Origin of the sequence: Exiguobacterium sibiricum 7-3, assembly GCF_000620865.1 — a bacterium.
In the GTDB taxonomy this organism is placed as follows: Bacteria; Bacillota; Bacilli; order Exiguobacteriales; family Exiguobacteriaceae; genus Exiguobacterium_A; species Exiguobacterium_A sibiricum_A.
In genome coordinates this window covers 1-26,692 of record NZ_JHZS01000004.1, presented here as the reverse complement: position 1 = coordinate 26,692, position 26,692 = coordinate 1, and the positions used below count along the sequence as shown (strand labels likewise).

The following is a 26,692-nucleotide window of genomic DNA, read 5'->3' as shown; positions in this document are numbered from 1 at the left end:
CGGCGTGTCAAGGCGTTTTATTCTACAGGAGAATCTGCTTCTACAGGTGCTTCGCCTGCGATCTCGAGACCGATTTGGCGGTAACGTGTCATTCCTGTACCAGCTGGAACAAGTTTACCGATAATAACGTTCTCTTTCAAGCCGCGAAGGTAGTCGCTCTTCCCTTTAATCGCCGCATCCGTAAGGACACGAGTAGTTTCCTGGAACGAAGCAGCTGATAGGAACGAATCCGTCTCAAGCGACGCTTTTGTGATACCGAGGAGAACTGGTTTAGCCGAAGCGAGTGCTTTACCGGCACGGAGCGCTTCTTTACATGCTTCTTTGAATGTGCTGATATCGACTAGCGAACCTGGTAAGAGTGATGTCTCACCAGACTCGATGACGCGGACGCGACGGATCATCTGACGTACCATGACCTCGACGTGCTTGTCACCAATCTCAACCCCTTGCATCCGGTATACTTTTTGAACTTCTTGAAGAAGATAGTTCTGTACGCCTGATACACCTTTGACGTTCAAGAGTTCTTTCGGGTCGATTGAACCCTCTGTGAACACTTGTCCGGCAATGACTTCTTCACCGAGTTGAACACGAAGACGTGATCCGAAAGGAATCGTGTATGTCCGTGTTTCGCTCAGACCTTGAATCGTCAACTCACGCTTATCACGCGACTCCGTAAAGTCGATGACTTGTCCGTCGATTTCCGAGATGACCGCTTGACCTTTCGGGTTACGGGCCTCGAACAACTCCTGGATACGCGGGAGACCTTGTGTGATATCGTCTCCGGCAACCCCACCTGTGTGGAAGGTACGCATTGTAAGCTGCGTTCCTGGCTCACCGATTGATTGTGCCGCGATGATTCCGACTGCTTCGCCGACCTCGACGTCATTACCAGTCGCAAGGTTACGTCCATAACATTTCTTACAGACACCATGACTTGTGTTACAAGTGAAGGCTGTACGAATCTCAACGTTGTCGATGCCTGCGTCCGTGATAGCACGCGCGATATCTTCGTCGATAAGTTCGTTTGTTGAAACAAGGACTGCTCCTGTTTCCGGGTGAACGACTTTTTCGAACGCCGTACGGCCAACGAGTCGGTCGTAGAGGTTTTCGATTTCTTCCGTTCCTTCGCGGAGTGCTGTAACACGGATACCACGATCCGTTCCACAATCATCTTCGCGAATGATAACATCTTGCGCGACGTCAACGAGACGACGAGTCAGGTAACCTGAATCGGCAGTCTTCAAGGCTGTATCGGCAAGACCTTTACGTGCACCGTGCGTCGAGATGAAGTATTCCTGAACCGTCAGACCCTCACGGAACGAAGATTTGATCGGGAGCTCGATGATCCGTCCACTTGGAGCGGCCATGAGTCCACGCATCCCTGCAAGCTGCGTAAAGTTTGACGCGTTACCACGGGCACCAGAGTCACTCATCATGAAGATCGGGTTCAAACGGTTGAGGGATTTCATCAGACGAGACTGAATTTCATCCTTCGCGTCATTCCACGATTTAACGACACGCTCATAGCGCTCTTCTTCTGTGATGAGACCACGGCGATACGATTTCATAACGCGGTCAACATTATCTTGTGCTTCGACCAGGATTTCCTGTTTATCCGGAAGTACGATGATATCCGCGATACCAACCGTAATACCCGCACGTGTCGAGTGTTTGAAACCAAGGTTTTTCATTCGGTCAAGCATGCGGCTCGTCTCAGTCGTTTCAAAACGCTTGAAGACTTCTGCGATGACATTTCCGAGGAATCCTTTTTTGAATGGTTCGATGATCGGACGGCTCTTGATTTCAGCCACGATATCCGTTCCTTTTTCAAGGAAGTACTGATCAGGCGTTGCTTCCTGCAGATTGTTCATCGATGGTTCATTCAAGTATGGGAACGTCGTTGGGAGGATCTCGTTGAAGATCAACTTACCGACCGTCGTAACCAATAATTTCTCGTTTTGCGCTTCAGTGAATGTCGGGTTCTTCAGAACGCCGGCTGGAATCGCAACACGTGTGTGGAAGTGGACATACCCATTTTGGTAGGCAATCAACGCTTCGTTCACCGTCGAGAAAGTTTTCCCTTCGCCGATTGCGTTTTCACGCTCAAGCGTCAGGTAGTAGTTACCGAGGACCATATCCTGCGATGGTGTAACAACAGGCTTACCGTCTTTCGGGTTCAAGATGTTTTGTGCAGCGAGCATGAGAAGACGGGCTTCTGCTTGTGCTTCTGCTGAAAGTGGTACGTGAACCGCCATTTGGTCACCATCGAAATCGGCATTGTATGCCGTACATACGAGTGGGTGAAGGCGAATCGCGCGACCTTCGACGAGTGTCGGTTCGAACGCCTGGATACCGAGACGGTGAAGAGTCGGGGCACGGTTCAAGAGAACCGGGTGCTCACGGATGACTTCTTCTAACACATCCCAAATTTCAGGTTGAACACGTTCGATTTTCCGTTTTGCACTCTTGATGTTTGGTGCGATGCCACGTGAGACGAGCTCTTTCATGACAAACGGTTTGAAGAGTTCAAGGGCCATTTCTTTCGGAAGACCACATTGATACATCTTCAGGTTTGGACCAACGACGATAACCGAACGACCAGAATAGTCGACTCGTTTACCGAGTAAGTTTTGACGGAAACGTCCTTGTTTCCCTTTCAGCATGTGTGAAAGAGATTTTAATGGACGGTTACCCGGTCCAGTAACCGGACGACCACGACGACCGTTATCGATCAAGGCATCGACCGCTTCTTGCAACATCCGTTTTTCATTCTGAACGATGATGTTCGGAGCGCCAAGGTCAAGAAGACGCTTGAGACGGTTGTTACGGTTGATGACACGACGGTATAAGTCGTTTAAGTCAGATGTCGCGAAACGTCCACCATCAAGCTGGACCATCGGACGGAGTTCCGGCGGGATGACAGGAAGTACTTCAAGAACCATCCACTCCGGATTGTTGCCTGAGTTGCGGAAAGCATCGAGGACTTCAAGACGTTTGATCGCACGTGTACGACGTTGTCCTTGAATCATTCGAAGATCTTCACGTAAGCCAGCTACTTCTTTTTCGAGTTCAACGTCACGGAGCAATTTGCGAACTGCTTCCGCACCCATTTCAGCGGTAAACGAACTACCGAATTTCTCGCGATATGCGCGGTACTCTTTTTCTGAAAGAAGTTGTTTTTTCTCGAGTGTCGATTCGCCTGGATCTGTGACGACGTACGACGCGAAGTAAATGATCTCTTCGAGTGCACGTGGTGACATATCAAGGACGAGACCCATACGACTTGGGATTCCTTTAAAGTACCAGATGTGCGAAACCGGTGCTGCAAGTTCAATATGACCCATGCGTTCACGACGGACTTTCGACTTGGTTACTTCAACGCCACAACGGTCACAAATGATTCCTTTATAACGGATTCGCTTGTATTTCCCGCAGTAACATTCCCAGTCTTTTGTTGGACCAAAAATCCGTTCACAGAACAAGCCGTCTTTCTCTGGCTTGAGCGTACGATAGTTGATCGTTTCCGGCTTCTTCACTTCCCCGAAAGACCACGAACGGATCTTTTCAGGGGAAGCGAGGCCGATTTTCATATATTCAAATCTATTAACATCTACCAAGGGGTGGACCTCCCTTTCGCTTATTCCTCTTCAGTAACAACTGGTGCGACAGGCGCTTGAACTTCTTCTAGTGCTGGAGTCGCGTTCGGGATGTTGTCGTCGTCGTCGTCTTTCATTTCGATCTCTTCATCTTCGGCAGACATCATCTTAACATCCATACCAAGGGATTGAAGCTCTTTAATGAGGACTCGGAACGATTCCGGCACGCCCGGTTGTGGTACATTTTCGCCTTTAACGATCGCTTCATATGCTTTAACACGACCGATTGTATCATCGGACTTGATTGTCAGGATCTCTTGGAGCGTATAAGCGGCACCGTATGCTTCCAGTGCCCATACTTCCATCTCACCGAAACGCTGTCCACCGAACTGGGCTTTACCACCGAGCGGCTGCTGCGTAACGAGCGAGTAAGGACCCGTCGAACGTGCGTGAAGTTTATCATCGACCATGTGGGCGAGTTTGATCATATACATGACACCAACCGAGATGCGGTTATCGAAGGCTTCACCAGAACGTCCATCATACAGGATCGTCTTAGCGTCGCGGTCCATACCGGCCTCTTCAATCGTTGCCCAAACATCTTCCTCACGTGCACCATCGAATACCGGCGATGCAACTTTGATTCCGAGTTGGCGTGCAGCCATACCAAGGTGAAGCTCGAGCAACTGCCCGATGTTCATCCGTGATGGTACACCAAGTGGATTCAACATGATGTCGATTGGTGTGCCGTCTGGCATGTACGGCATGTCTTCTTCTGGCAGGATACGTGAGATAACACCTTTGTTACCGTGACGTCCCGCCATTTTATCTCCTTCGTGAATCTTACGCTTCTGAACGATGTACGCACGGATCAACTGGTTGACACCAGGTGACAGTTCGTCGCCGTTATCACGATCGAAGATTTTCACGTCAAGGATGATTCCGTCGCCGCCGTGTGGAACACGAAGTGACGTATCACGAACTTCACGTGCTTTTTCACCGAAGATTGCATGAAGCAGACGTTCTTCAGCTGTCAATTCCGTTACGCCCTTAGGTGTAACTTTACCGACTAAGATATCCCCGTCTTTAACTTCAGCACCGACACGGATGATTCCGCGGTCGTCGAGGTTTTTCAGGGCGTCGTCGCCGACGTTTGGAATGTCACGAGTGATCTCTTCCGGTCCGAGTTTTGTATCACGTGATTCACACTCATATTCTTCAATGTGAATCGATGTGTAGACGTCGTCTTTCACGAGACGTTCGCTCATGATGACAGCATCCTCGTAGTTGTAACCATCCCATGTCATGAAACCGACGAGTACGTTACGACCAAGCGCAAGTTCCCCACCGTCCATCGATGGACCATCTGCAAGAATCTCGCCTTTATCGACAGGATCTCCTACTTTGATGATTGGTTTTTGGTTATAGCACGTTCCTTGGTTAGAACGAATGAATTTTTGGATCTTGTAACGGTCAAGTTCACCTTGAACGATGTTGCCATCGACTTCCGTCGTACGACGGACAAGGATTTCACGTGCCGTTACACGCTCAGCGATACCTGAATGTTTTGCAACAACAGCAGCACCTGAGTCTTTTGCAGACACGTACTCCATCCCAGTACCGACAATCGGTGATTCCGGATCAAGAAGAGGTACGGCCTGACGTTGCATGTTCGCTCCCATGAGGGCACGGTTCGAGTCATCGTTCTCTAGGAACGGGATACATGCCGTCGCTGCCGAAACAACCTGTTTCGGTGAAACGTCCATGTAATCGACACGAGGTGGTTCGACAGATAAGTTTTGTCCGCGGAAACGTGACAAGACGTGTGTATCTTGGAACGTCTTCTCTTCCGTCAACAACATGTTTGCCTGTGCGACGACGTAGAGATCCTCTTCGTCGGCCGTCATGTAGTGAATTTCATTCGTGACGACACCCGTTTCCGGATCGACACGACGGTATGGTGCTTCGATGAAACCATACTCATTGACTTTCGCGAACGAAGACAGTGAGTTGATCAGCCCGATGTTCGGACCCTCAGGCGTTTCAATCGGACACATACGGGAATAATGCGAGTAGTGAACATCTCGGACTTCAAAACCAGCGCGCTCACGTGTGAGACCACCGGGTCCAAGTGCAGATAGACGACGTTTGTGCGTCAACTCAGCAAGCGGATTCGTTTGGTCCATGAACTGTGATAACTGCGAGCTACCGAAGAACTCTTTAATCGATGCGATAACAGGACGAATGTTGATCAATGCCTGTGGCGTGATCGCATTCTGGTCTTGAATCGACATCCGCTCCTTGACGACACGTTCCATACGAGAAAGCCCGATCCGGAACTGGTTTTGGAGCAATTCACCGACTGAACGGAGACGACGGTTACCGAGGTGGTCGATATCGTCTGTCGTTCCTACTTCATGCAACAAGTTGAAGAAATAGTTGATGGCAGCAATCATGTCAGCAGGCGTGATGTGCTTGATGTCACGATCGATGTTACCGTTACCGATGATATTGATGATGCGTTCACCTTCAGCATCGTCCGGTGCGAACACCTTGATCGATTGTAAGTTGAAGGCTTCGCCTTGCGTTACGCCGCCAGTTGGCGTCGCTTCGATGTAACCGACAGATCCTTCAAGGAATGGCAAGACTTTATCGAGCATACGACGGTCAAGAACCGTTCCTTCTTCTGCGATTACTTCCCCTGTTTCCGGATCCACAAGCGTTTCCGCGAGTTTCTGCCCGAACAGACGATTCTTCAGATGAAGCTTCTTATTGATTTTATAACGACCAACGTTTGCCAAATCATAACGTTTCGGGTCAAAGAACCGTGACACGAGAAGTGCTTTCGCATTTTCGACAGTCGGTGGCTCTCCCGGACGTAGACGCTCATAAATCTCGATGAGGGCTTTTTCCGTTGTTTCTGTATTATCTTTTTCAAGGGAGTTACGGAGGTACTCATCATCTCCAAGGAGATCGATGATTTCCTGATCCGTACCGAAACCAAGAGCACGTAAAAGAACCGTTACTGGAATCTTACGCGTGCGGTCGATTCGGACGTATACGATATCTTTCGCATCTGTCTCAAGTTCGAGCCATGCTCCACGGTTCGGGATGACCGTTGCCGAAAATCCACGTTTACCGTTTTTATCTAACTTATTGTTGTAATACACACTTGGCGAACGAACAAGCTGAGAAACGATAACTCGTTCCGCACCATTAATAATGAATGTTCCCGACTCCGTCATAAGCGGGAAGTCACCCATAAAGACTTCTTGTTCCTTCAATTCACCCGTCTCTTTGTTTTGAAGACGGACTTTTACGCGTAGTGGTGCCGAATAGGTCACATCGCGTTCTTTTGATTCATCAATCGAATACTTCGGCTCTCCGAGCGAGTAGTCGATGAATTCTAATACGAGATTTCCCGTGAAGTCGGAAATCGGCGAGATATCATGAAACATCTCACGAAGACCTTCCCGTAGGAACCATTCGTATGAATTCGTTTGAATCTCAATTAGGTTTGGAAGTTCTAAAACTTCGCTGATACGTGCATAGCTTCTTCTCTGACGGTGACGACCGTACTGAACAAGTTGACCAGTCAACTGATTCACCTCTCAGACCCAGTTCTTCTTCTTGAGAAGGACGGGTGTAATATCGAACATTGAAGCCATTTTTTGACCGATAAGCGCAAAAAAGCGACGTCTTGTCTACTCAATCATCTGTAGTCGAGAACGCCAGCTGCTTCAAACTGCTTATCCAAAAATCACTCCAATGGCATTTTATAATACTATCATAGACATTAGACAAGGTCAACGACAAATCACTCGATTTGTCAAGACCGAATTGATTTAAATATCGAATACCCTTTATCGCGGGTAACCGTCTCACATGAACCAAATACTTCTTCCATCAACTTCTTCGCTGATGGGCCACCTTGTTTCTTTTGAATGACGACCCATAAGGCACCGCCAACTTCCAAATGGTCATACGCTTCCCGTAAAATCCGGTGAACGACATTCTTTCCCGCCCGAATCGGTGGATTCGTCACGATCGCTGCAAACGTCTGTTCAGCCACGCCAGCATATCCGTCACTTACACCGGTCGTCACGGAAACACCATTCGCACGTGCATTGTCAGCCGCAAGCTCAAGCGCCCGCTCGTTTACATCTACTAAAACTGCTTCTCGTCCGGTCGTTTTCGCAAGCGAAATGCCCATCGGACCATATCCGCACCCGACATCCAAGATTGCCCCTGGTACATCCGGCTCCACGAAGGCTTCAATCAGTAAACGCGAACCGAAATCAACGCCGCCTTTTGAAAACACTCCATGATCCGAAGTGAAGCGGAACGTTTCACCACGTAAGACGAATTCCCACGACTTTGGATCCCGTTTCGAGGAGGGATCATTTGTGTAATAATGATCTGCCATGTTTCCTTCCCCTCTCTATATTAAAGTTGAAAACAAAAGAAGCCCGCAAAGCGAGCTTCTTTTGTTTTACGTGAAGAAGAAAATTACTTAACTTCTACGCTTGCGCCAGCTTCTTCAAGCTTAGCTTTGATTGCGTCAGCGTCTTCTTTCGAAACGCCTTCTTTAACTGGAGCTGGAGTTCCGTCAACGAGTGCTTTCGCTTCTTTAAGACCGAGGCCTGTCAATTCGCGAACTGCTTTGATTACGTTGATTTTACCAGAACCTGCGCTAGTAAGGATTACGTCGAATTCAGTTTGCTCTTCAGCTGCTGCTGCGCCTGCACCTGCTGCTGCTACTGGAGCTGCTGCTGATACGCCGAATTCTTCTTCGATTGTTTTTACGAGTTCGTTAAGTTCAAGAACAGTCATGCCCTTGAGGTCTTCGATAAATTGCTCTTTGTTGAAAGCCATTATGGTTTTCCTCCTTTGATTTAACCCGCGTTGGGGTGTGAAAAATTGTGTGTTTGCCTATCCCGCTAAGCGGACATTAAGCAGATTGTTCTTCTTTTTGCTCTGCAATTGCGTTCGTTGCCACCGCAAGACCACGGATTGGCGCTTGAAGCACGCTGAGAAGCATCGAAAGGAGACCTTCGCGTGATGGAAGTTCCGCAAGGGCTTTGACATCTTCTACTGAAGTGACTTTGCCTTCGATGATACCACCTTTAAGCTCAAGAGCTTTGTGGTCTTTCGAGAAGTTGTTTAAGATCTTAGCTGGAGCGATAACGTCTTCATTGCTGAAGGCGATCGCAGTAGGACCTGTAAAGACTTCATCAAGACCCTCAAGATTGCTTTGAACTGCAGCACGGCGGAGGAGACCGTTTTTGTAAACTTTGAATTCAACACCCGCTTCGCGGAGTTGTTTACGAAGTTCTGTTACTTCGTCTACTGTGAGACCACGGTAGTCGACGACGATTGTTCCAGCGCTCGCTTGCATTTTCTCAGCGATCTCAGATACGAGATCCGCTTTGACAGCGATAACTTTTTCGTTTGCCATTTCTGTTGCACCTCCTGGTAAATGGAATGTACCGGCGCGAGGGGCTGCTCGATTTCAAATAAAAAGCCTCCGTCTGCGAAGCAGAGGAGGCGTAATCGTCAAAAAGGATACCTGAACAAACAGGCTCTCTGAGCAAGAACACCTCGGAAGGGTTTATGCTCAATCGATGAGCACCTTCTGTCTACGGTATGTCGAATATATCAACGTTTTATACTGTAACAGCGTTCTTAGAACGTTGTCAAGTTCGTTTTAGACGAAATTATTTCGCAAAGTCAGCTGAAGATACTTTTACACCAGGACCCATTGTTGAAGCGATCGCGATGTTCTTAAGGTAGATACCTTTAGCAGTAGCAGGCTTAACTTTAACGAGAGTTTCGATGACTGTGTTGATGTTCTCAACCAATTTAGCGTCATCAAATGATTTTTTACCGACTGGAACGTGGATGTTACCAGATTTGTCGACACGGTACTCAACTTTACCAGCTTTGATATCGTTGATTGCTTTCGTGACGTCAAATGTAACTGTTCCTGTTTTCGGGTTAGGCATGAGGCCTTTAGGTCCGAGAACACGGCCGAGTTTACCAACTTCACCCATCATGTCAGGTGTCGCAACGATAACATCGAAGTCGAACCATCCTTGTTGGATTTTAGTGATGTACTCAGAATCACCAGCGAAGTCTGCTCCAGCAGCTTCCGCTTCTTTTAATTTCTCACCTTTAGCAAAGACGAGAACTTTTTGTGTTTTACCAGTACCGTGTGGCAATACGACTGCTCCACGGATTTGTTGATCTGCTTTCTTCGGATCGACTCCGAGGCGAACAGCAAGTTCGATTGTTTCATCGAATTTCGCAGTTGCAGACTTTTTAGTAAGATCTACAGCTTCAGCGAGTTCGTATGAAACCGTACGATCGATAAGTTTAGCAGCTTCTTTATACTTCTTACCCATTTTAGGTTCCTCCTTTGTGGTTGTGCGGAAAATCCTCCCACATAATGAAAGGGTAGCAAGGCTTCAAGTAACTATCCGCCTGCGACCCTCATCGTTGTTCATTGCAATCAAAAGACTCAGTCTTCGATTACGATACCCATAGAACGTGCAGTACCTTCAACCATCAACATCGCTGTTTCAACAGATGCTGCGTTGAGGTCTGGCATTTTCGTTTCAGCGATTTCGCGAACTTTGTCACGTTTGACAGTCGCTACTTTCTTACGGTTAGGCTCGCCTGAACCGCTCTCGATTCCAGCTGCTTTCTTCAAGAGAACTGCTGCTGGTGGAGTTTTAGTAATAAACGTAAATGAACGATCTTCAAAAACCGTGATGACTACAGGAATAATCAAGCCGGCTTGGTCTTGTGTACGAGCGTTGAACTCTTTACAGAAGCCCATGATGTTCACACCTGCTTGACCGAGTGCCGGTCCAACTGGTGGAGCTGGGTTTGCTTTGCCCGCAGGAATTTGAAGTTTAACTAGTTTCATAACCTTCTTCGCCACGAGACACACCTCCTTAATTCTTTAATGTGGTTTAATTGGACGTTGCGCGTCCTCCCACTCATTCTATTCGACGAGTAATTTACCGAAATAAGCACAACATCAAACAGGAAAAATTGTACCATTAAAATAAAAGTTTCGCAATAGGAAACTTAATCTATTTTCTCAACTTGTGAGAAATCAAGCTCTACTTTCGTTTCACGACCGAACATATCGACAGAAACCTTCATTTTTTCTGTTTCTGTTTCAAGTTCTTCGATCGTACCTTCCAGGTTCGCAAAGACACCTTCTTTGATCCGTACGATTTGTCCCATTGTAAAGTCATAACGACTCTTCATGTCGACAAGTCCCATTGATCCAAGGATGTTTTCTGCTTCTTCAGGAAGAAGTGGTGTCGGTTTTGAACCGCCGCCGACCGAACCGAGGAATCCCGTGACGTTCGGTGTGTTACGGACGACATACCAAGAATCATCCGTCATGACCATTTCCACGAGGACATACCCCGGGAAGATCTTGATTTCACGTTCTTTGATTTTCGTTTCACCTTTTTTGTTTGTTACTTCTTCCTGTACCGTTTCGATTGGAACGAGTACACGGAAGATTTTCTCGTCCATGTTCATGGATTCAATCCGACGTTCAAGATTTGCCTTGACGTTATTTTCGAATCCAGAGTACGTTTGGACAACAAACCACTGCTTATCCATGGTACGTCACCTCTTCTTTTTACTTAATCAACCAACTCATGAATGCGCTGAGCCCTGAATCGATACCGAAGATGAAGACACCCATAAAAATGACCATACCGATTACAGTCAGTGTATACTTCGTCAGTTCTTTTCGTTTCGGCCAGCTCGTCTTTTTCAGTTCATTCCATACGTCACGCAAAAATTTCATCGTACTTTCCCTCCAGGATGTAGTAAATGGGGATAGATGAAGCCTTATTTCGCTTCTTTATGAATCGTATGCGCGTTACAGCGGCGACAGAACTTCTTCAGTTCCAAGCGGATGCTGACATCCTCTTTTTTCATCGTCGTGTAGTCGCGGGCACCGCAAATATCACAAGCAAGGCCTACTTTCTTCGCCATCTCAAACGACCTCCTTCTTTGCCACTCCTTCTCTTCAAGAAGAGAATCCTCTCTCCAAAAAAGAGCGTAAAAAAAAACGCCTATGAGCGGCGTCTCGCTAGTAAGGCGCTATTTATACAGTAGCACACCCGGATACCGGGGTCAATCCACCTCTCGATCAGACGGTCAGTTTTCGTGCTTCTAGATACCGTTCCAGCTTTTTCTTCACACGTTGAAGGGCGTTATCGATTGACTTGACATGACGATCGAGATCATCCGAAATTTCCTGATAGGTTCTTCCGTCGAGATATAGTGCCAGCACCTTTCGTTCCAGATCACTGAGGATTTCATCCATCTTATTTTCAATATCCGCATACTCTTCCCGGTTGACGATCAAGATTTGTGGATCTGACGGAGCAGTCGATGTGATGATATCGAGTAACGTCCGTTCCGATTCATCATCGTAAATCGGTTTATCGAGCGAAATGTATGAATTAAGCGGAATATGTTTTTGACGTGTCGCAGTTTTGATCGCCGTAATCATTTGTCGGGTAATACAGAGCTCAGCAAATCCTTTGAAGGAAGCCAGCTTATCCGTCCGGTAATCCCGGACTGCCTTATACAGACCGATCATCCCTTCCTGGATGATATCTTCCCGGTCCGCTCCGATTAAGAAGTAAGACCGTGCTTTTGCGCGCACGAAGTTGCGATACCGCTCGATCAGAAATTCGAGCGCATCACTGTTGTCAAACACCTTCGCTTGTTCCACAAGCGCCTCATCGGTCATGCACTCAAACTGGTCGAACGAAACCAAACTCATCCGTCATCCCTCCAAGCTTCTCTAACAAACTAATCGATTGTTTCTAATTATACAATAATTTCCTGTCCTGCGACAATGAAAATTGGCATGACCTCTTTTTTTACGCTGTTGATCTTGTGACGAGTCGACACCTGAAGGTCAAAAAAAGCGGATTCCACGATTGAATCGTGAACCCGCTTTTCCTTTTTTCATGAATCTGAATTTTTACGACGCCGGATTTCTTCGAGGCGTTCAATGACGTCAGTCGGCAGATCGATTGTCGAACGTGGTTTTTTACTGGTCTTCGACGTAATCGTCTGACCGCGGATGACGGCGACTGCCGCTTTCCAGTCCCGGCGTAATTCCTGCGCCGAGACGCGGAGGGCACCGAGTGTAAAGATGACCCACTGTTCGGTGAAATCGTTTGTCGCAACCGTCAGCTTGACCCGGATATCCTGTAACCAGTCCGCCGCCGTTTTCTCAATCCATTCATCCGCCGTTTCGTTTTCCCGTGTATAAATGACTTCGATGCCGCTTTTCTTAATCCGGGATTCTCTTCCCGGTTGGAGATAGGCATCAAAGACAATCGTCACACTGATTCCTGTCACGGCTTGGTACTCGGCCATCGCATCGACCAATCGTTCCCGTGCTAATTCAAAATCCTGCTCCCGCAATGTCCGAAACTCCGGCCATGCGCCAATGATATTGTAGCCATCAACGATCAGACGGTCGTATTTCATCGCGAATACGGCTTTCTTGTCCGGTAGACCTCATATAACAACAACGAGGCGGCAACTGATGCGTTGAGTGACGTGACATGTCCTGCCATCGGGAGATGGACAAGGAAATCACATTTTTCGCGGACGAGCCGGCTCATACCTTTTCCTTCGCTGCCGATGACGATTCCAAGCGGCATCGTTCCGTCGAGCGTCCGGTAGTCGTCGCTCTCGCGGGCATCCGTTCCAACGAACCAGATCCCTTTTTTCTTTAAGTCTTCCATCGTCCGTGTCAGGTTCGTCACACGAACGACCGGGATATGTTCGATTGCACCGGTCGAAGCTTTCGCGACGACCTGTGTCAATCCGACCGACCGGCGTTTCGGAATGATGATCCCGTGGGCACCGACGGCATCTGCCGTCCGGAGAATCGATCCGAGATTATGCGGGTCTTCAAGTTCATCGAGTAAAATCATCAACGGTGTCTCGTCCTTCTTTTCTGCCAGTGCAAAAATATCGTCGAGTTCCGCATACTCGTATGCCGCGACGGCAGCCACGACACCCTGGTGATTGTCACTTCCCGTCAGACCGTGTAATTTCGAGCGCGGAACGATTTGCGTTTGGACACCTGCTTCTTTTGCCATCGCATGAATGACGGCAAGCGGTCCTTTCTGCTGCCCTTCCTGGATAAAGAGCTTGTTCATCTCACGCCCTGTCCGTAAGGCTTCGAGAACGGGATTCCGTCCGTATAAGAAATCCTGTCCTTCCTCAAGCGGCTCGATCACGATGGTCTCTTCTTGTTTTGCTTCAACTTTCTTCTGTCTCGTTTTTTCGCCATGTGACTTATCTTTTGGTTTACGCGCCGGTTGGAACGGTTTATTTTCCGTCCGTTGCTTCGGCTTCGAGTAATTCGAACGCTTGTCCGATGAGTTCTTCAAGACGATCCCCTCCTTCTGCAAGATAGATATATCCGAGCAATGCTTCAAACGCCGTTGCATAACGGTACGTATGAACATCCGTACTTTTCGGGACAGAACCGGATTTCGCGTTCTTCCCACGCCGGACGACGGCTTGTTCTTCTTCTGTTAACGTATTTTCATTTAACCAGTGTGTCACGACGAAGGCTTGCGCCTGAGCGCGGACATAGCGGATGGCAGCCTGATGCAACTCACCCGGTTTGACATATCCCTTTTCAAGCAACCGTTCCCGGACGTGCATCTCGTAGACAACATCGCCCATATAAGCGAGTGCCAGGGCATTTAATTGTTTGTAGTTCTTCATCCGCGCTTCCACCGCATCCCTTGCGCTGTATCCTCAAGCAGGATGCCTTGGTCACGCAGTTGATCACGGATCGCGTCTGCCCGGGCGAAGTCCCGTTCTTTTCGTGCTGTGTCACGATCGCGAATCAACTGTTCGACTTCTTCATCGAGCAACCCTTTTTCAATCGTCAACGTGACACCGAGGACCGTCGACAGTTCATGGAACACTGCCAAGAATCGTTCCAGCACGTCTGTTGCGACCTGGTCTTCTCCAAGGTAGAGGTTCGCTTCCTTCGACAGATCAAACAAATCGGTCACAGCGTTCGCCGTATTGAAATCATCATCCATCGATGTGATGAAGTGCTGTTTGATTTCTTCGATCCGGTTCAACCATTTGTCAGTTGCTGTTCCAAGATTAGCCGTCATCGTCAAACGATGTTCAACGTTTGCGACCGATTCACGGATTCGTGCCAACCCGTTTGCTGCCTGATCAATCAGGTCACGACTGTAGTTGATCGGATGACGGTACTGGACCGACAGCATGAAGAAACGTAAGACCATCGGATCGACGGCTTGAATCGCTTCGTGGACCGTTAAGAAGTTGCCCAGTGATTTTGACATCTTTTCATTTTCGATGTTAAGGAACCCGTTATGCATCCAGTAGTTCGCAAACTTCTGTGAGTTGCAAGCTTCCGATTGAGCAATCTCATTTTCATGGTGCGGGAATTTAAGGTCTTGTCCGCCCGCATGAATATCAATCGTATCCCCGAGATACTTTTTCGCCATCGCTGAGCACTCGATGTGCCAGCCGGGACGGCCTTCTCCCCATGGACTCGTCCATGCCGGTTCACCCGGTTTCGCTGCTTTCCATAGGACGAAATCGAGCGGATCTTCTTTTTTCTCGCCGACTTCGATCCGCGCACCCGAGCGGAGTTCATCAATCGACTGTTGACTTAGCTGACCGTAATCTTTAAAGCTGCGTGTCCGGAAGTAGACATCTCCGCTTGACGCATAGGCATTCCCTTTTTCGACGAGCACTTCGATGAAAGCGATGATATCGTCCATCGTTTCCGTGACGAGCGGATGAATATCCGCTTTTTGGACATTCAACGCACCTGTATCCGCGTGATAGGCTTCGATGAATCGTTTCGTCAGTGCATGGTAATCTTCTCCGAGCTCATTCGCTGTCCGGATGATTTTATCGTCGACATCCGTGAAGTTCGAGACATATTTAACGTCATAGCCCCGGTACGTAAAGTAGCGGCGGACCGTATCAAAGACGATGGCCGGACGGGCATTCCCGATATGGATGTAGTTATAGACGGTTGGTCCACAAACATACATCTTGACCTTTCCTTCTTCGAGCGGTTTAAACGGTTCCTTTTTTCCGGTCATGCTGTTGTAAAGTTGTATCATGGCGGTGTCCTCCTTTTATTCGTTCAATCTCACGTTTTAATTGTTCAAGTTCCAGTTCAACCCGTTCCTGGCATTCACGAACCGGATCGGGTAATTGATGATCAAGCGGTGCATCGACTTTTATTCCGTCTTGTATCACGACACGTCCGGGAATTCCGACAACTGTCGCATTTGACGGTACATTTTTTAGAACAACGGAGCTTGCGCCAATCTTCGATGAATCACCAATCGTGATATCACCGAGTACGCGTGCTCCGGCTGATACGAGGACACCATTTCCGAGTGTCGGATGCCGTTTGCCCGTTTCTTTCCCTGTTCCCCCCAGTGTCACACCTTGGAACAGGGTGACATCGTCGCCGATAATCGCCGTTTCCCCAATGACGACTCCCATACCATGGTCGATGAAGAGACGCCGGCCGATTGTCGCACCGGGATGAATCTCAATTCCCGTCAGGAACCGGCTGAATTGCGACAACAGCCGTGCGGCAAGATGCAAATTCATCTTCCACATACGATGAGCCAACCGGTGCATCCAGACGGCATGTAATCCCGGATAGGTCAAGACGACTTCCATCGTACTCCGGGCTGCCGGATCCTGTTTAAATACATTGCGGATATCTTCACGCATCCGTGTCATGTTCGTTCTCCTCTCCATAAGAAAAAGCGCCCCCGTGCATCGCTGCACAGAGACGCCAATCAGCGCGGTCCCACTCTGTTTGGATGAACTGAATCATCCCTCTCCGGTCCGTTAACGCCGGAGATACGTCTACGCCTACTCTCACTGATTTCGGGTAGCACTCAGAGGGGCATTTCGAAAGCGCGTCCGTTCAAGCTTTCTCACCACTCAAGCTTGTCTCTGTACAACGGACATCGTTCCTACTTTCCTCATCTACGCTTTATTTTATGCGTCTAGACGCGCAAGTACGCGGTCTTTTCCTAATAATTGAATCGTGTTCGGAAGCTCTGGTCCGTGTGTTTGTCCGGTCGTTGCGACACGGATTGGCATGAACAGATTTTTCCCTTTTTGTCCGGTTGCTTTTTGGGTTGCTTTGATTGCCCCTTTAATGGCTTCCGGTGTCCATTCTTCAAGTGTCCGCAACTGGTTCGCGAATTCACTCAAGACTGCAGGAACGGTTTCTCCTGCCAAGACAGTGTTTGCCTCTTCATCATACACCAGTTCATCCTCAAAGAACATCTCTGAAAGCTCGACGATTTCTGCGCCATGTGTCATCTGTTCCCGGTATAATCCGACCAGGTTTTGTGCCCAGACAAGTTCTTCTTCCGTCGGTTCGCTTGACACACGTCCCGCGTCTTGCAGGAATGGCAGGCTTGCTTCGAATACTTCTTCGAACGATTGGTGTTTCATGTATTGACCGTTAATCCAAGCCAGTTTTTGTTGGTCAAAGACAGCTGGACTTTTTGAAAGACGGGACGCATCGAAAATTTCGATGAACTCTTCTTTTGTGAAGATTTCCTGTTCACCGACCGGCGACCACCCAAGTAACGTCACGAAGTTAAGTAACGCTTCCGGCAAGTAACCGAGATCTTTATACTGCTCGATGTATTGGATGATCGACTGATCACGTTTCGAGAGTTTTTTGTGTTCTTCGTTGACAATCAATGTCATGTGACCGAATGTCGGATAGTCCCAACCGAACGCATCATAAATCATCATCTGCTTCGGTGTGTTCGAGATATGGTCGTCTCCACGCAGGACGTGGCTGATTTCCATCAAGTGATCATCAACGACGACAGCAAAGTTGTACGTCGGAATCCCGTCTTTTTTAACGATGACCCAATCGCCGAAGTCTTTTGATTCGAACGAGACGTCTTCTTTGACGATATCGTTCCATGTGTAGGTGACGCTTTCCGGAACACGGATCCGAATCGACGGTGTCCGTCCTTCTGCAACGAACGCCTCTTCTTGTTCTTGCGTCAGGTTGCGGTGTGCACCTGAATAACGTGGTGCTTCCCCACGGGCGATTTGCGCTTCCCGTTCTGCTTCGAGCTCTTCCGATGTCATATAACAGCGGTAAGCCAGTCCTTTTTCAAGTAACTCGTCTGTGTATTTTTTGTACAGATCGAGTCGCTCCATTTGGAAGTAAGGACCATAGTCGCCACCGCGACCCGGACCTTCATCCCAGTCGATGCCGAGCCATTCGAGGTACTTCATCTGACTTTCCACACCACCATCGATGTTTCGTTTCTGATCCGTATCCTCAATCCGTAAAATCATCTTGCCGCCTGCATGTCGTGCAAACAGGTAGTTAAACAATGCTGTTCGTGCGTTTCCAATATGAAGGTGTCCCGTTGGACTTGGTGCATAACGTACACGTACTTCTGCCATTACCGATCCACTCCTTTAGTCTAAAATTCGCTTACCTAGTATACCTTATTCTTCGATTCGTTTCAGCAAAATCACAGCCTGACATGCGATTCCTTCTTCACGTCCCGTAAAGCCGAGCCATTCCGTCGTCGTCGCCTTGACGTTGATTTGTTCGATATCCGCGTCAAGAAGTTCCGCGATCCGTGCCCGCATCGTATCGATGTATGGACGTAACTTTGGAGCTTGTGCAATGACGGTCGCGTCTAAATTGCCCAGTTCATAACCTTGTGCTTTGACGAGTGCATAAACGTGCTGCAACAATTTTGCTGAGTCGGCGTCTTTAAATTCCGGGTCCGTATCGGGGAAGTGTTTTCCGATATCGCCCGCTGCGATCGCACCAAGAGCCGCGTCAGCAATCGTATGTAACAGGACGTCAGCATCCGAATGACCGAGTAACCCTTTCGTATGCGGAATCTCGATTCCACCTAAAATCAGTTTGCGATCCTCTGCAAAGGCATGTACATCAAATCCTTGTCCAATTCGAATCATCATCATTTCCCTCGTTTCGTTAGAATGGCTTCTCCAAACAGTAAATCGTCCGGTGTCGTCACTTTAATGTTCTCATATTGTCCGGTGACCCAAGTCACCGTTCCTCCGTCCCATTCTATCAAACTTGCGTCATCCGTACCTAAAAATTCCGTCGCCGCTTTGGCATGAATGCTTCGAATCTTCTCTAAATCAAAGGCTTGCGGTGTTTGGGCTGCCATCAGCTGATCGCGGGGGACCGTCTCGACAATCACGTCGCCGTCAATCCGTTTGACGGTATCCTTAATCGGCACCCCTAAAATCGCAGCTCCGGTCTGTTCAGCTGCTTCGACGACCTGCTGAATCGATTCGACAGTCACGAACGGTCGTGCTCCGTCATGAATCAAGACGATACCCGGTTCTGTCACCGCCTCTAGTCCACGCTGCACACTTTCCTGGCGTTCCCGCCCACCCGGGACGAGACGGATCGATGTCTTGTATTGTGCCGTGATACGTTCGAACCACGATTGCTCCGCTGGATTAATCGCAAGAATAATTTCAAGACAAGCCGGATCCTGCTCAAAGACATCCAGTGTCCATTCGATGATGGAACGGTTTCGTAACGTCAGCATCAACTTGTTTCGATCGGCCCCCATCCGTTTCCCTGCTCCGGCGGCCGGAATGACAATCCGATATGTGTGCTCTTTCATCTAATTCCCTCTTTTCCCATAAGTAAAGACTGCCAAAATAGATTTGGCAGTCCGCTGTTTATTTTTCCTGGGGTTTCGCGAAAATCATTCGTCCTGCAGACGTCTGCAGCACACTTGTCACGACAACACCAATCGTTTTCGAAATCAAATGTTTTCCCTCTTCAACGACGACCATCGTTCCATCCTCGAGGTACGCAATTCCCTGTTTTTGCTCTTTTCCTTCTTTGATGACAAGAACCGTCATCTCTTCACCGGGAATCACCACCTGTTTGACGGCATTCGCCAAATCGTTAATGTTCAAGACGGGTACGTTCCGCACTTCACAGACCTTATTTAAGTTGTAGTCGTTCGTGACGACGATTCCTTTGATCAGTTCTGCCAGTTTAATCAACTTGATGTCAACTTCCGGAACATCCTCAAAATCACCGTCATAAATTTCAACTTCCATCCCGGGAATCGATTGCAATTCCTTCAGCACATCGAGTCCACGACGTCCGCGGTTTCGCTTCAGTGTATCTGATGAATCCGCAATATACTGCAACTCACCGATGACGAATTGCGGAACAATCAGTTTACCTTCCACAAATCCGGTTTTCGCGATATCGGTAATCCGGCCGTCGATGATGACACTCGTATCGAGAACTTTACTGTTCGATTTTGCCACAATAACAGGCTCAGCTGCTTTTTTCTCCGTCTGATTGTTACTGTTACGCAAGAAGACTTTTGTCAGTTCGTGACGCTTCCGGTAACCGACCGTGAATCCGAGGTAACCGAACAAAACTGCGACAATCACGGTTAACACATTACTGAGTAATGGAATACCGACTAGTTCAATCAGCATGCTGACAAGAAATGCCATGACAAGACCAACCAATAAGCCGAATGTGCCGAAAAATAAATCGGCGACCGGTGCTTTCACTAACTTTTCTTCTAAAAACCGGAGAAGTCGAATCACAGAATCCGTAATGAATAATCCAATTAATAAAAATATGAGTGCACCAATCGTTCCTGTTACATATGTGGTCATCAACCATTCCGGGAAAGCCATCTTCGTCGCCGCTTCAATCAGCTGAAATAATTGAGGAAGCAACAAGATACCAAGCGCAAGACCTAGTAATGCAAAAAAGATCCTGATGACGATTTTCAATCTTCCCACCTCCTTTTATTATTTTAAGTTCATTGTAACATGTATTTATTTGAATCACCTACGCCTTAAGATGGGGAAACTGTTTACAGGTCTGTTACACCTTCCCCATCTTTTGCCATAGTTGAAACCGCTTAAAACGGAATCGTTTCCCGTAACGCTTCATCGACACTTTCAACACCGATTACCGTGATGCCGGGCGGATACGTCCAGCCACCCAGATTGTTTTTCGGAATGATCGCACGGGTGAAACCAAGCTTCGCCGCTTCCGCGACCCGTTGTTCGATCCGTGATACGCGTCTGACTTCTCCGGTCAATCCGACTTCTCCGATGACGACATCTGTCGGTCGCGTCGGCTTATCGCGGAAACTGGATGCGACTGCGACACAAATTGCTAAATCGATCGCCGGTTCATCGAGTTTGACTCCACCTGCCGCCTTGAGATACGCATCTTGCGTCTGGAGCAACAAGCCCGACCGTTTTTCTAAAACAGCCATCAGCAAAGCGACTTTATTCTGATCGATTCCGGTCGCCATACGGCGTGGATTACCGAACGATGTCGGAGAAATCAAAGCTTGTAGTTCCACAAGAACTGTCCGCGTTCCTTCCATTGAGGCGACGATGGTCGAACCGGACACACCGGATGTCCGTTCTTCCAGGAAAATCTCAGATGGATTCAAGACTTCTTCAAGACCTGATTCCCGCATTTCAAAAATGCCGATTTCATTCGTCGAACCAAAGCGGTTTTTGACGGCACGTAAAATCCGGAACGTATGGTGGCGTTCCCCTTCAAAGTACAGCACGGCATCGACCATATGCTCAAGCAGACGCGGTCCGGCAATCGATCCCTGTTTGGTCACATGACCGACGATGAAGATCGCAATACCACGACTCTTGGCAATTTTCATCAGCATCGCTGTACATTCCCGGACTTGCGTGACACTGCCTGGAGCCGACTGAATCTCATCAATATAGACGGTCTGAATCGAGTCGATAATCAGGAAGGCCGGGTTTTCTTCATCGACGACCCGTTCGATCATATTCATGTCCGTCTCGCTCAAGACAAACAGGTCCTGTGTCGGTAAGCCGAGTCGTTCCGCCCGTAATTTTGTTTGTTTAAGCGATTCTTCCCCTGAAATATACAAGACTTTCTCTCCACGCGCGGCGAGTCGTGCACTTGTCTGAAGTAAAATCGTCGACTTCCCGATTCCGGGATCTCCACCGACAAGAACCATCGAGCCCGGTACAATCCCACCGCCGAGAACCCGGTCAAATTCACCGCTACCCGTAAAGACGCGGCTTTCTTCCTGTGACAAGATATTCGATAACCGTTCCGGTTTTAATTGTTTTGTCGTCGTGTGCACGAAGGCAGAACCCCGCCGTGCCTTTTTCTCTTCTATGACTTCTTCGACCATCGTGTTCCATTCCCCACAGCCGGAGCAACGGCCCATCCATTTCGGAGATTCCGTTCCACAACTTTGGCAAACAAACTTCGTCTTTAGTTTAGCCAATTGATTCATCCTTTCTTTTTATCAAGAAAAAAATCCAGCTTTCGCCTCATACTTGCGAAAGCTGGACCCTGTTGATCAATTATTCGGTCGTTGCTGGTTCAGCTTGATGACGGCGGACGATAAATTCACCATCTTCGACATCAAGTGCCACCCGCTCACCTTTTTGAATATCACCAGCAAGCAAGGCTTCTGACAAACGATCCTCTGCTTCCCGTTGAAGAGCACGACGGATTGGACGGGCTCCGTATTCCGGATCATATCCGATATCCGCGATTTTCGAGAGCGCGGCCGGCGTCAACTCGAAATGCACTTGTTGTTCCGCCAGACGTTTTTCAAGTGTTTTTGCCATTAATTTGACGATTTCCTCGATGTGTTTTTTCTCAAGTGAGTGGAAGACGATCGTTTCGTCAATCCGGTTCAAGAATTCAGGACGGAAGGCTTTTTTCAGCTCATCCATGACTTTCCCCTTCATATCTTTGTACTCACGATCCGTATCATCCGAGACTGCAAAGCCAACGTATTTGTTGCGTTTGAGTGCACTTGCTCCGACATTTGACGTCATGACGATGATCGTATTTCGGAAGTCGACTGTCCGACCTTTTGAATCCGTCAAGCGACCGTCGTCTAGCACTTGAAGCAAAATGTTGAAGACTTCAGGGTGTGCTTTCTCAATTTCATCAAGCAAGATAACAGAGTATGGTTTCCGGCGTACTTTCTCCGTTAACTGACCGCCTTCTTCATATCCGACATATCCCGGAGGAGAACCTACAAGGCGACTTGTCGCATGTTTCTCCATGTACTCGGACATATCGATTCGGATGATGGCATCTTCGTCACCGAACATCGCTTCCGCGACAGCCCGGGCAAGTTCCGTTTTACCGACACCGGTTGGTCCGAGGAAAATAAATGAACCAATTGGACGTTTTGGATCTTTTAAACCAGCGCGTGCACGACGGATTGCTTTTGAAATCGATTTAACGGCTTCATTTTGACCGATGACACGTCCATGAAGAATTTCTTCAAGACGTAATAAGCGGTCGGTTTCTTCTTCTGCAATCTTCGTGACCGGAACACCTGTCCAGTTGGCGACGACTTGTGCGATATCGTCTTTTGTCACTTCTAATTTTTCGTTGCCTTGCTTGTTCTGCCATTCTTCTTTTAAGCGTTCCAATTCATCACGCAATTTTTGTTCTGTATCACGGAGACTGGCTGCTTTTTCGAATTCCTGGCTTTGAACGGCTTCGTCTTTGTCTTTACGAATACCTTCAAGCTTCGCTTCGACTTCTTTTAAGTTCGGTGGTGCTGTATATGAGCGTAAACGAACTTTTGAAGCGGCTTCATCAACCAAGTCGATTGCTTTATCCGGTAGGAAACGGTCTGAGATGTAACGGTCCGAAAGTGTTACGGCTTCTTGAATCGCTTCATCCGTAATCGTCACACGGTGGTGTGCTTCATAACGGTCGCGAAGACCAAACAAGATTTGTGTCGCTTCATCTGTTGTTGGTTCAGCAACTTGAATCGGTTGGAAACGACGTTCGAGTGCCGCATCTTTTTCGATGTACTTCCGGTACTCATCCAGTGTTGTCGCACCGATACATTGCAATTCACCACGGGCAAGTGACGGCTTGAGGATGTTTGATGCATCAATTGCTCCTTCTGCTCCACCGGCACCAATTAATGTGTGCAATTCGTCGATGAAGAGAATGATGTTTCCAGCCTGACGAATCTCGTCCATGACTTTTTTCAAACGGTCTTCGAACTCACCACGGTATTTTGTTCCGGCGACGAGTGTTCCCATATCGAGAACCATGACGCGTTTATTCCGTAACGTCTCCGGTACTTCATTGTTGATGATTTGTTGGGCAAGCCCTTCGACGACGGCTGTTTTACCAACACCCGGCTCTCCGATTAAGACCGGATTGTTTTTCGTCCGACGGCTTAAGACTTCAATGACACGTTGGATTTCTTTCGCACGACCGATGACTGGATCAAGACGTGTCTCCCGTGCTTGTTGTGTCAAGTCGCGTGCGAGACCATCAAGCGTCGGTGTCGCGACACCAGAGCCCGCTTGCGACGCATTGGCTGTCGTTTCGCTGTTGCCAAGCAATTGGAGTACTTGCTGACGGGCTTTAGAGAGACTGATGCCAAGGTTGTTTAAGACACGTGCTGCGACGCCTTCTCCTTCACGGATTAAACCAAGTAGGAGGTGTTCTGTACCAACGTACGAATGGCCTAGTTTACGGGCCTCATCCATCGACAGCTCGATGACTTTTTTCGCGCGTGGTGTATAGTGAATCGTTGTCGCACCGTCTTGACCGCGACCGATTAAAGCTTCAACTTCCATTTGAATCTTATCTGAACTGAGTCCAAGTGCTGTCAAGGCTTTCGCAGCAATCCCGTCTCCTTCACGTACAAGTCCGAGTAAAATGTGTTCTGTCCCGATATTATGGTGACCAAGACGTACCGCTTCTTCTTGTGCAAGTGCGAGTACGCGTTGAGCACGTTCTGTGAATCGTCCAAACATCATTACGCAAAACCTCCTTGTGTGTGATCCCTGTTTGTCTGTTCGGTTAACATCTGACGAATGGTGCTCGCTCGTTCGATGTCCCGTTCTCTTGATGTTAATTGTTTCCCGAAATGCTTTTGTAGAAAACCTGTTTGTAGCGATACAAGCAAATGATGGAATAAGTTTGGCGGAAGTTCGACTGCCAAACCTAGGCTATCGGCTAACCGGACATCTGATAAACGTTCTGTTGCTTCCCGTGCCGTAATTAATCGGGCCGATCGTAAAATTCCGGATGACCGGTAGAGCCGGTCTTCTAGTTCTTCTTGATACGTCTCCAATAATCCTTTTCTTGCAGCCTGTTCTGCTTCAATTAATGCTTCAACTGCAAATTGATAATCCGTAATCAGCATATCTTCACTGGCTCCAAGTGTCCGTTGATTCGACAATTGAAACATTCGGCCTGAAGCATCGCTTCCTTCGCCGTAACGCCCACGAATCGCAAAACCTAGCTGCCGCAGGTGTTTAATATACCCTTGGATTTGATTTGTCAGAACGAGTCCCGGTAAATGCAACATGACCGAAGCCCGTAAACCTGTGCCGACGTTACTCGGACAAGTCGTCAAATACCCCAGCGTATCATCAAAAGCTATCTTGAAACGTTCACTGATTAAACGGTCGACTTGCTTTGCCACCCGAAATGCTTCTTCTAACTGCAGACCCGGTAAAAGAGTTTGAATACGGAAATGGTCTTCTTCATTCACCATGACACTGATTTGCTCATCTTCGCTTATAAAAAGTCCGGTTCGGGGATGCGTCGCAAGAGCAGGACTGATCAAATGTTTTTCCACTAAAGCAGTTCGTGTTAAGGCATCGACTTGATCGACTCGCCCGAATTGAAATCCTTTTAGTCCGGATAATTGACGTTCTGTTTCGTTGATTAACGCATTTGCCTGATTTTCTGTCATTCTTGTCGAAAATGGATAATGGGCCACATTACGCGCTAAGCGAATCCGTGTCGAAACGACGATATCATCGTAAGGTGCCTGCTGATCCATCTTTTGACTAAGAGGTTGCGTCAATAGTTCTTCAAACATGGCGCAAATCCTCCTCCACATTCACAATCTGCTGCTTGATGAGTTCTGCTTCTTCATAGTCTTCCGATAAGATCTTACGGTTTAATTGTTCTTTGAGTCGACTCAACTGTTGTGCCAATCGTTTCTCGACCGACTCTTCTTCAGGACGTGAGCCATAATGTTTCGTATGACCGTGTTGAAACTGACGAATCATCCCATCTACTTCTTCTTTAAAAAACGAATAGCATGTTGCACAACCAACTTTTCGTAAATGTAAAAGTTGGTGACGTGTCATCCCACATGAAGGACAAGCAGTTTCTTGATAGGCTTTTGCCAATTCTTTTACACAAACCGAACAAAGGACTTGTTCAGTTCCCTCTTGATCTTGTGGGAGTTTGACACGGACGACAGCTTCTCGTTCACCACACCGCTGACAACGCATACACATTCCTCCCGTGTCACAGTCGTTTAATGGTTTGCAAGACGGTCTGCATCAAATGAGCCCGCATCCGACGTTGATCCTCAAGTGCCATTGGTAGACTTTCCTTCTGCAACAACGATTGAATCAAAATCGCTTCTCGTCGTGTCAAAAGCTGTTCATTTACTAAACGAATCAGGTAATCTTCTGCAGCTTGTTCTGTTAAATCGTTTCCAACCCACCGGCTGATCTCATCTAACAGATCATGACTATCTAAAATGACAATCTTTTGAATGCGGATATACCCACCGCCACCACGTTTACTTTCAACAAAATAACCTTTTTCAATCGTAAAACGGGTGTTGATGACATAATTGATTTGTGAGGGTACACAATCAAAACGTTCTGCAATTTCCTGACGCTTGATTTCAATTTTTTTCTCATCATGTAAAATCTGCTTTAAATAGGCTTCGATGATATCTGTGATGTTTTGCATGGGCACCACCTCTCTGACCATCTTTGACTATTGTTTGATTTAATAGTAATCATCTTAAAAGTGAAATGCAAACATTTAGGCTTTTCATTTTGTGTACACAAAAAGACCGACCTGCAGATGCAGATCGGTCTCTTACTTGCCTGGCAACGTCCTATCCTCACAGGGGGAAGCCCCCAACTACTTTCGGCGT

At 47.9% G+C, this 26,692-nt stretch carries 25 protein-coding genes and 2 other annotated features; all 25 genes read right to left on the bottom strand.

All coding sequences use genetic code 11. The features are described 5' to 3' along the window. Positions 1 to 17: 17 nt before the first annotated feature. The 25 genes from rpoC to P402_RS0100005 all read right to left on the bottom strand — a co-directional run bounded on the left by rpoC (position 18) and on the right by P402_RS0100005 (position 26,502). Positions 18 to 3,617, bottom strand: coding sequence for a DNA-directed RNA polymerase subunit beta' (rpoC, locus tag P402_RS0100130; protein WP_026826914.1), 3,600 nt, complete (start codon positions 3,615 to 3,617; stop codon positions 18 to 20). Between the two features lie 20 nt (positions 3,618 to 3,637). Beyond that, positions 3,638 to 7,195, bottom strand: coding sequence for a DNA-directed RNA polymerase subunit beta (gene rpoB / locus P402_RS0100125; RefSeq protein ID WP_026826913.1), 3,558 nt, complete (start codon positions 7,193 to 7,195; stop codon positions 3,638 to 3,640). A gap of 230 nt (positions 7,196 to 7,425) precedes the next feature. Then, a complete protein-coding gene (locus tag P402_RS0100120) occupies positions 7,426 to 8,022 on the bottom strand; it encodes a class I SAM-dependent methyltransferase (RefSeq protein WP_026826912.1) in 597 nt (198 codons plus the stop codon). 83 nt (positions 8,023 to 8,105) lie between these two features. Further along, positions 8,106 to 8,471, bottom strand: a complete 366-nt coding sequence (gene rplL, locus P402_RS0100110; RefSeq protein WP_012368999.1) for a 50S ribosomal protein L7/L12 — start codon at positions 8,469 to 8,471, stop codon at positions 8,106 to 8,108. 76 nt (positions 8,472 to 8,547) lie between these two features. Continuing rightward, positions 8,548 to 9,054 carry a 50S ribosomal protein L10 gene (rplJ, locus tag P402_RS0100105; RefSeq protein WP_012368998.1) on the bottom strand — a complete coding sequence of 169 codons (507 nt, stop codon included), beginning with the start codon at positions 9,052 to 9,054 and terminating at the stop codon, positions 8,548 to 8,550. A gap of 50 nt (positions 9,055 to 9,104) precedes the next feature. Then, positions 9,105 to 9,259, bottom strand: a sequence feature (ribosomal protein L10 leader region). A 54-nt stretch (positions 9,260 to 9,313) separates the two neighbouring features. Then, the gene (gene rplA / locus P402_RS0100100; RefSeq protein ID WP_034769418.1) at positions 9,314 to 10,000 is read right to left on the bottom strand and encodes a 50S ribosomal protein L1; all 687 of its coding nucleotides are present in this window, start codon (positions 9,998 to 10,000) and stop codon (positions 9,314 to 9,316) included. 116 nt (positions 10,001 to 10,116) lie between these two features. Continuing rightward, positions 10,117 to 10,542, bottom strand: a complete 426-nt coding sequence (gene rplK / locus P402_RS0100095; protein ID WP_012368996.1) for a 50S ribosomal protein L11 — start codon at positions 10,540 to 10,542, stop codon at positions 10,117 to 10,119. A gap of 149 nt (positions 10,543 to 10,691) precedes the next feature. Then, the gene (gene nusG, locus P402_RS0100090; RefSeq protein ID WP_026826909.1) at positions 10,692 to 11,243 is read right to left on the bottom strand and encodes a transcription termination/antitermination protein NusG; all 552 of its coding nucleotides are present in this window, start codon (positions 11,241 to 11,243) and stop codon (positions 10,692 to 10,694) included. Between the two features lie 19 nt (positions 11,244 to 11,262). After that, positions 11,263 to 11,433: a preprotein translocase subunit SecE gene (secE, locus tag P402_RS0100085; protein WP_014969138.1), complete on the bottom strand. Its 171-nt coding sequence runs from the start codon at positions 11,431 to 11,433 to the stop codon at positions 11,263 to 11,265. Between the two features lie 44 nt (positions 11,434 to 11,477). Further along, positions 11,478 to 11,624: a 50S ribosomal protein L33 gene (gene rpmG / locus P402_RS0100080; protein ID WP_012368993.1), complete on the bottom strand. Its 147-nt coding sequence runs from the start codon at positions 11,622 to 11,624 to the stop codon at positions 11,478 to 11,480. A 157-nt stretch (positions 11,625 to 11,781) separates the two neighbouring features. Then, positions 11,782 to 12,423 (bottom strand): RNA polymerase sporulation sigma factor SigH, encoded by a 642-nt coding sequence (gene sigH / locus P402_RS0100075; protein ID WP_026826908.1) that lies wholly within the window; start codon positions 12,421 to 12,423, stop codon positions 11,782 to 11,784. A gap of 188 nt (positions 12,424 to 12,611) precedes the next feature. Next, positions 12,612 to 13,142: an NYN domain-containing protein gene (locus P402_RS0100070; protein WP_026826907.1), complete on the bottom strand. Its 531-nt coding sequence runs from the start codon at positions 13,140 to 13,142 to the stop codon at positions 12,612 to 12,614. Further along, positions 13,139 to 13,903 carry a 23S rRNA (guanosine(2251)-2'-O)-methyltransferase RlmB gene (rlmB, locus tag P402_RS0100065; protein WP_026826906.1) on the bottom strand — a complete coding sequence of 255 codons (765 nt, stop codon included), beginning with the start codon at positions 13,901 to 13,903 and terminating at the stop codon, positions 13,139 to 13,141. The genes P402_RS0100070 and rlmB overlap by 4 nt, the downstream gene beginning before the upstream one ends. A 91-nt stretch (positions 13,904 to 13,994) precedes the next feature. Continuing rightward, positions 13,995 to 14,399, bottom strand: coding sequence for a Mini-ribonuclease 3 (locus P402_RS0100060; RefSeq protein WP_026826905.1), 405 nt, complete (start codon positions 14,397 to 14,399; stop codon positions 13,995 to 13,997). Continuing rightward, on the bottom strand, positions 14,396 to 15,793 hold the full coding sequence (cysS, locus tag P402_RS0100055) for a cysteine--tRNA ligase (protein WP_026826904.1): 1,398 nt from the start codon (positions 15,791 to 15,793) through the stop codon (positions 14,396 to 14,398). Before cysS ends, P402_RS0100060 begins: the two co-directional genes overlap by 4 nt. Then, positions 15,747 to 16,430: a serine O-acetyltransferase gene (gene cysE / locus P402_RS16035; protein ID WP_034769411.1), complete on the bottom strand. Its 684-nt coding sequence runs from the start codon at positions 16,428 to 16,430 to the stop codon at positions 15,747 to 15,749. Before cysE ends, cysS begins: the two co-directional genes overlap by 47 nt. A gap of 45 nt (positions 16,431 to 16,475) precedes the next feature. Next, positions 16,476 to 16,694, bottom strand: a binding site (T-box leader). Then, complete coding sequence (gene gltX / locus P402_RS0100045) at positions 16,695 to 18,140, bottom strand: glutamate--tRNA ligase (RefSeq protein WP_026826903.1); 1,446 nt, start codon at positions 18,138 to 18,140, stop codon at positions 16,695 to 16,697. It lies immediately after the preceding feature. Positions 18,141 to 18,185: 45 nt separating this feature from the next. Next, the gene (gene ispF, locus P402_RS0100040) at positions 18,186 to 18,668 is read right to left on the bottom strand and encodes a 2-C-methyl-D-erythritol 2,4-cyclodiphosphate synthase (RefSeq protein WP_026826902.1); all 483 of its coding nucleotides are present in this window, start codon (positions 18,666 to 18,668) and stop codon (positions 18,186 to 18,188) included. A 2-nt stretch (positions 18,669 to 18,670) separates the two neighbouring features. Beyond that, positions 18,671 to 19,354, bottom strand: coding sequence for a 2-C-methyl-D-erythritol 4-phosphate cytidylyltransferase (gene ispD, locus P402_RS0100035; RefSeq protein WP_026826901.1), 684 nt, complete (start codon positions 19,352 to 19,354; stop codon positions 18,671 to 18,673). A 58-nt stretch (positions 19,355 to 19,412) separates the two neighbouring features. Next, entirely contained in the window at positions 19,413 to 20,501 is a 1,089-nt protein-coding gene (locus P402_RS0100030; RefSeq protein WP_026826900.1) for a PIN/TRAM domain-containing protein, read from the bottom strand. A 131-nt stretch (positions 20,502 to 20,632) separates the two neighbouring features. Continuing rightward, positions 20,633 to 22,009 (bottom strand): DNA repair protein RadA, encoded by a 1,377-nt coding sequence (gene radA, locus P402_RS0100025; RefSeq protein WP_026826899.1) that lies wholly within the window; start codon positions 22,007 to 22,009, stop codon positions 20,633 to 20,635. Between the two features lie 79 nt (positions 22,010 to 22,088). Further along, the gene (clpC, locus tag P402_RS0100020) at positions 22,089 to 24,536 is read right to left on the bottom strand and encodes an ATP-dependent protease ATP-binding subunit ClpC (protein ID WP_026826898.1); all 2,448 of its coding nucleotides are present in this window, start codon (positions 24,534 to 24,536) and stop codon (positions 22,089 to 22,091) included. After that, positions 24,536 to 25,609, bottom strand: coding sequence for an ATP--guanido phosphotransferase (locus tag P402_RS0100015; protein WP_026826897.1), 1,074 nt, complete (start codon positions 25,607 to 25,609; stop codon positions 24,536 to 24,538). Before P402_RS0100015 ends, clpC begins: the two co-directional genes overlap by 1 nt. Further along, positions 25,602 to 26,030: a hypothetical protein gene (locus P402_RS0100010; protein WP_026826896.1), complete on the bottom strand. Its 429-nt coding sequence runs from the start codon at positions 26,028 to 26,030 to the stop codon at positions 25,602 to 25,604. Before P402_RS0100010 ends, P402_RS0100015 begins: the two co-directional genes overlap by 8 nt. A gap of 16 nt (positions 26,031 to 26,046) precedes the next feature. Continuing rightward, positions 26,047 to 26,502, bottom strand: coding sequence for a CtsR family transcriptional regulator (locus P402_RS0100005; protein ID WP_026826895.1), 456 nt, complete (start codon positions 26,500 to 26,502; stop codon positions 26,047 to 26,049). Positions 26,503 to 26,692 lie beyond the last annotated feature (190 nt).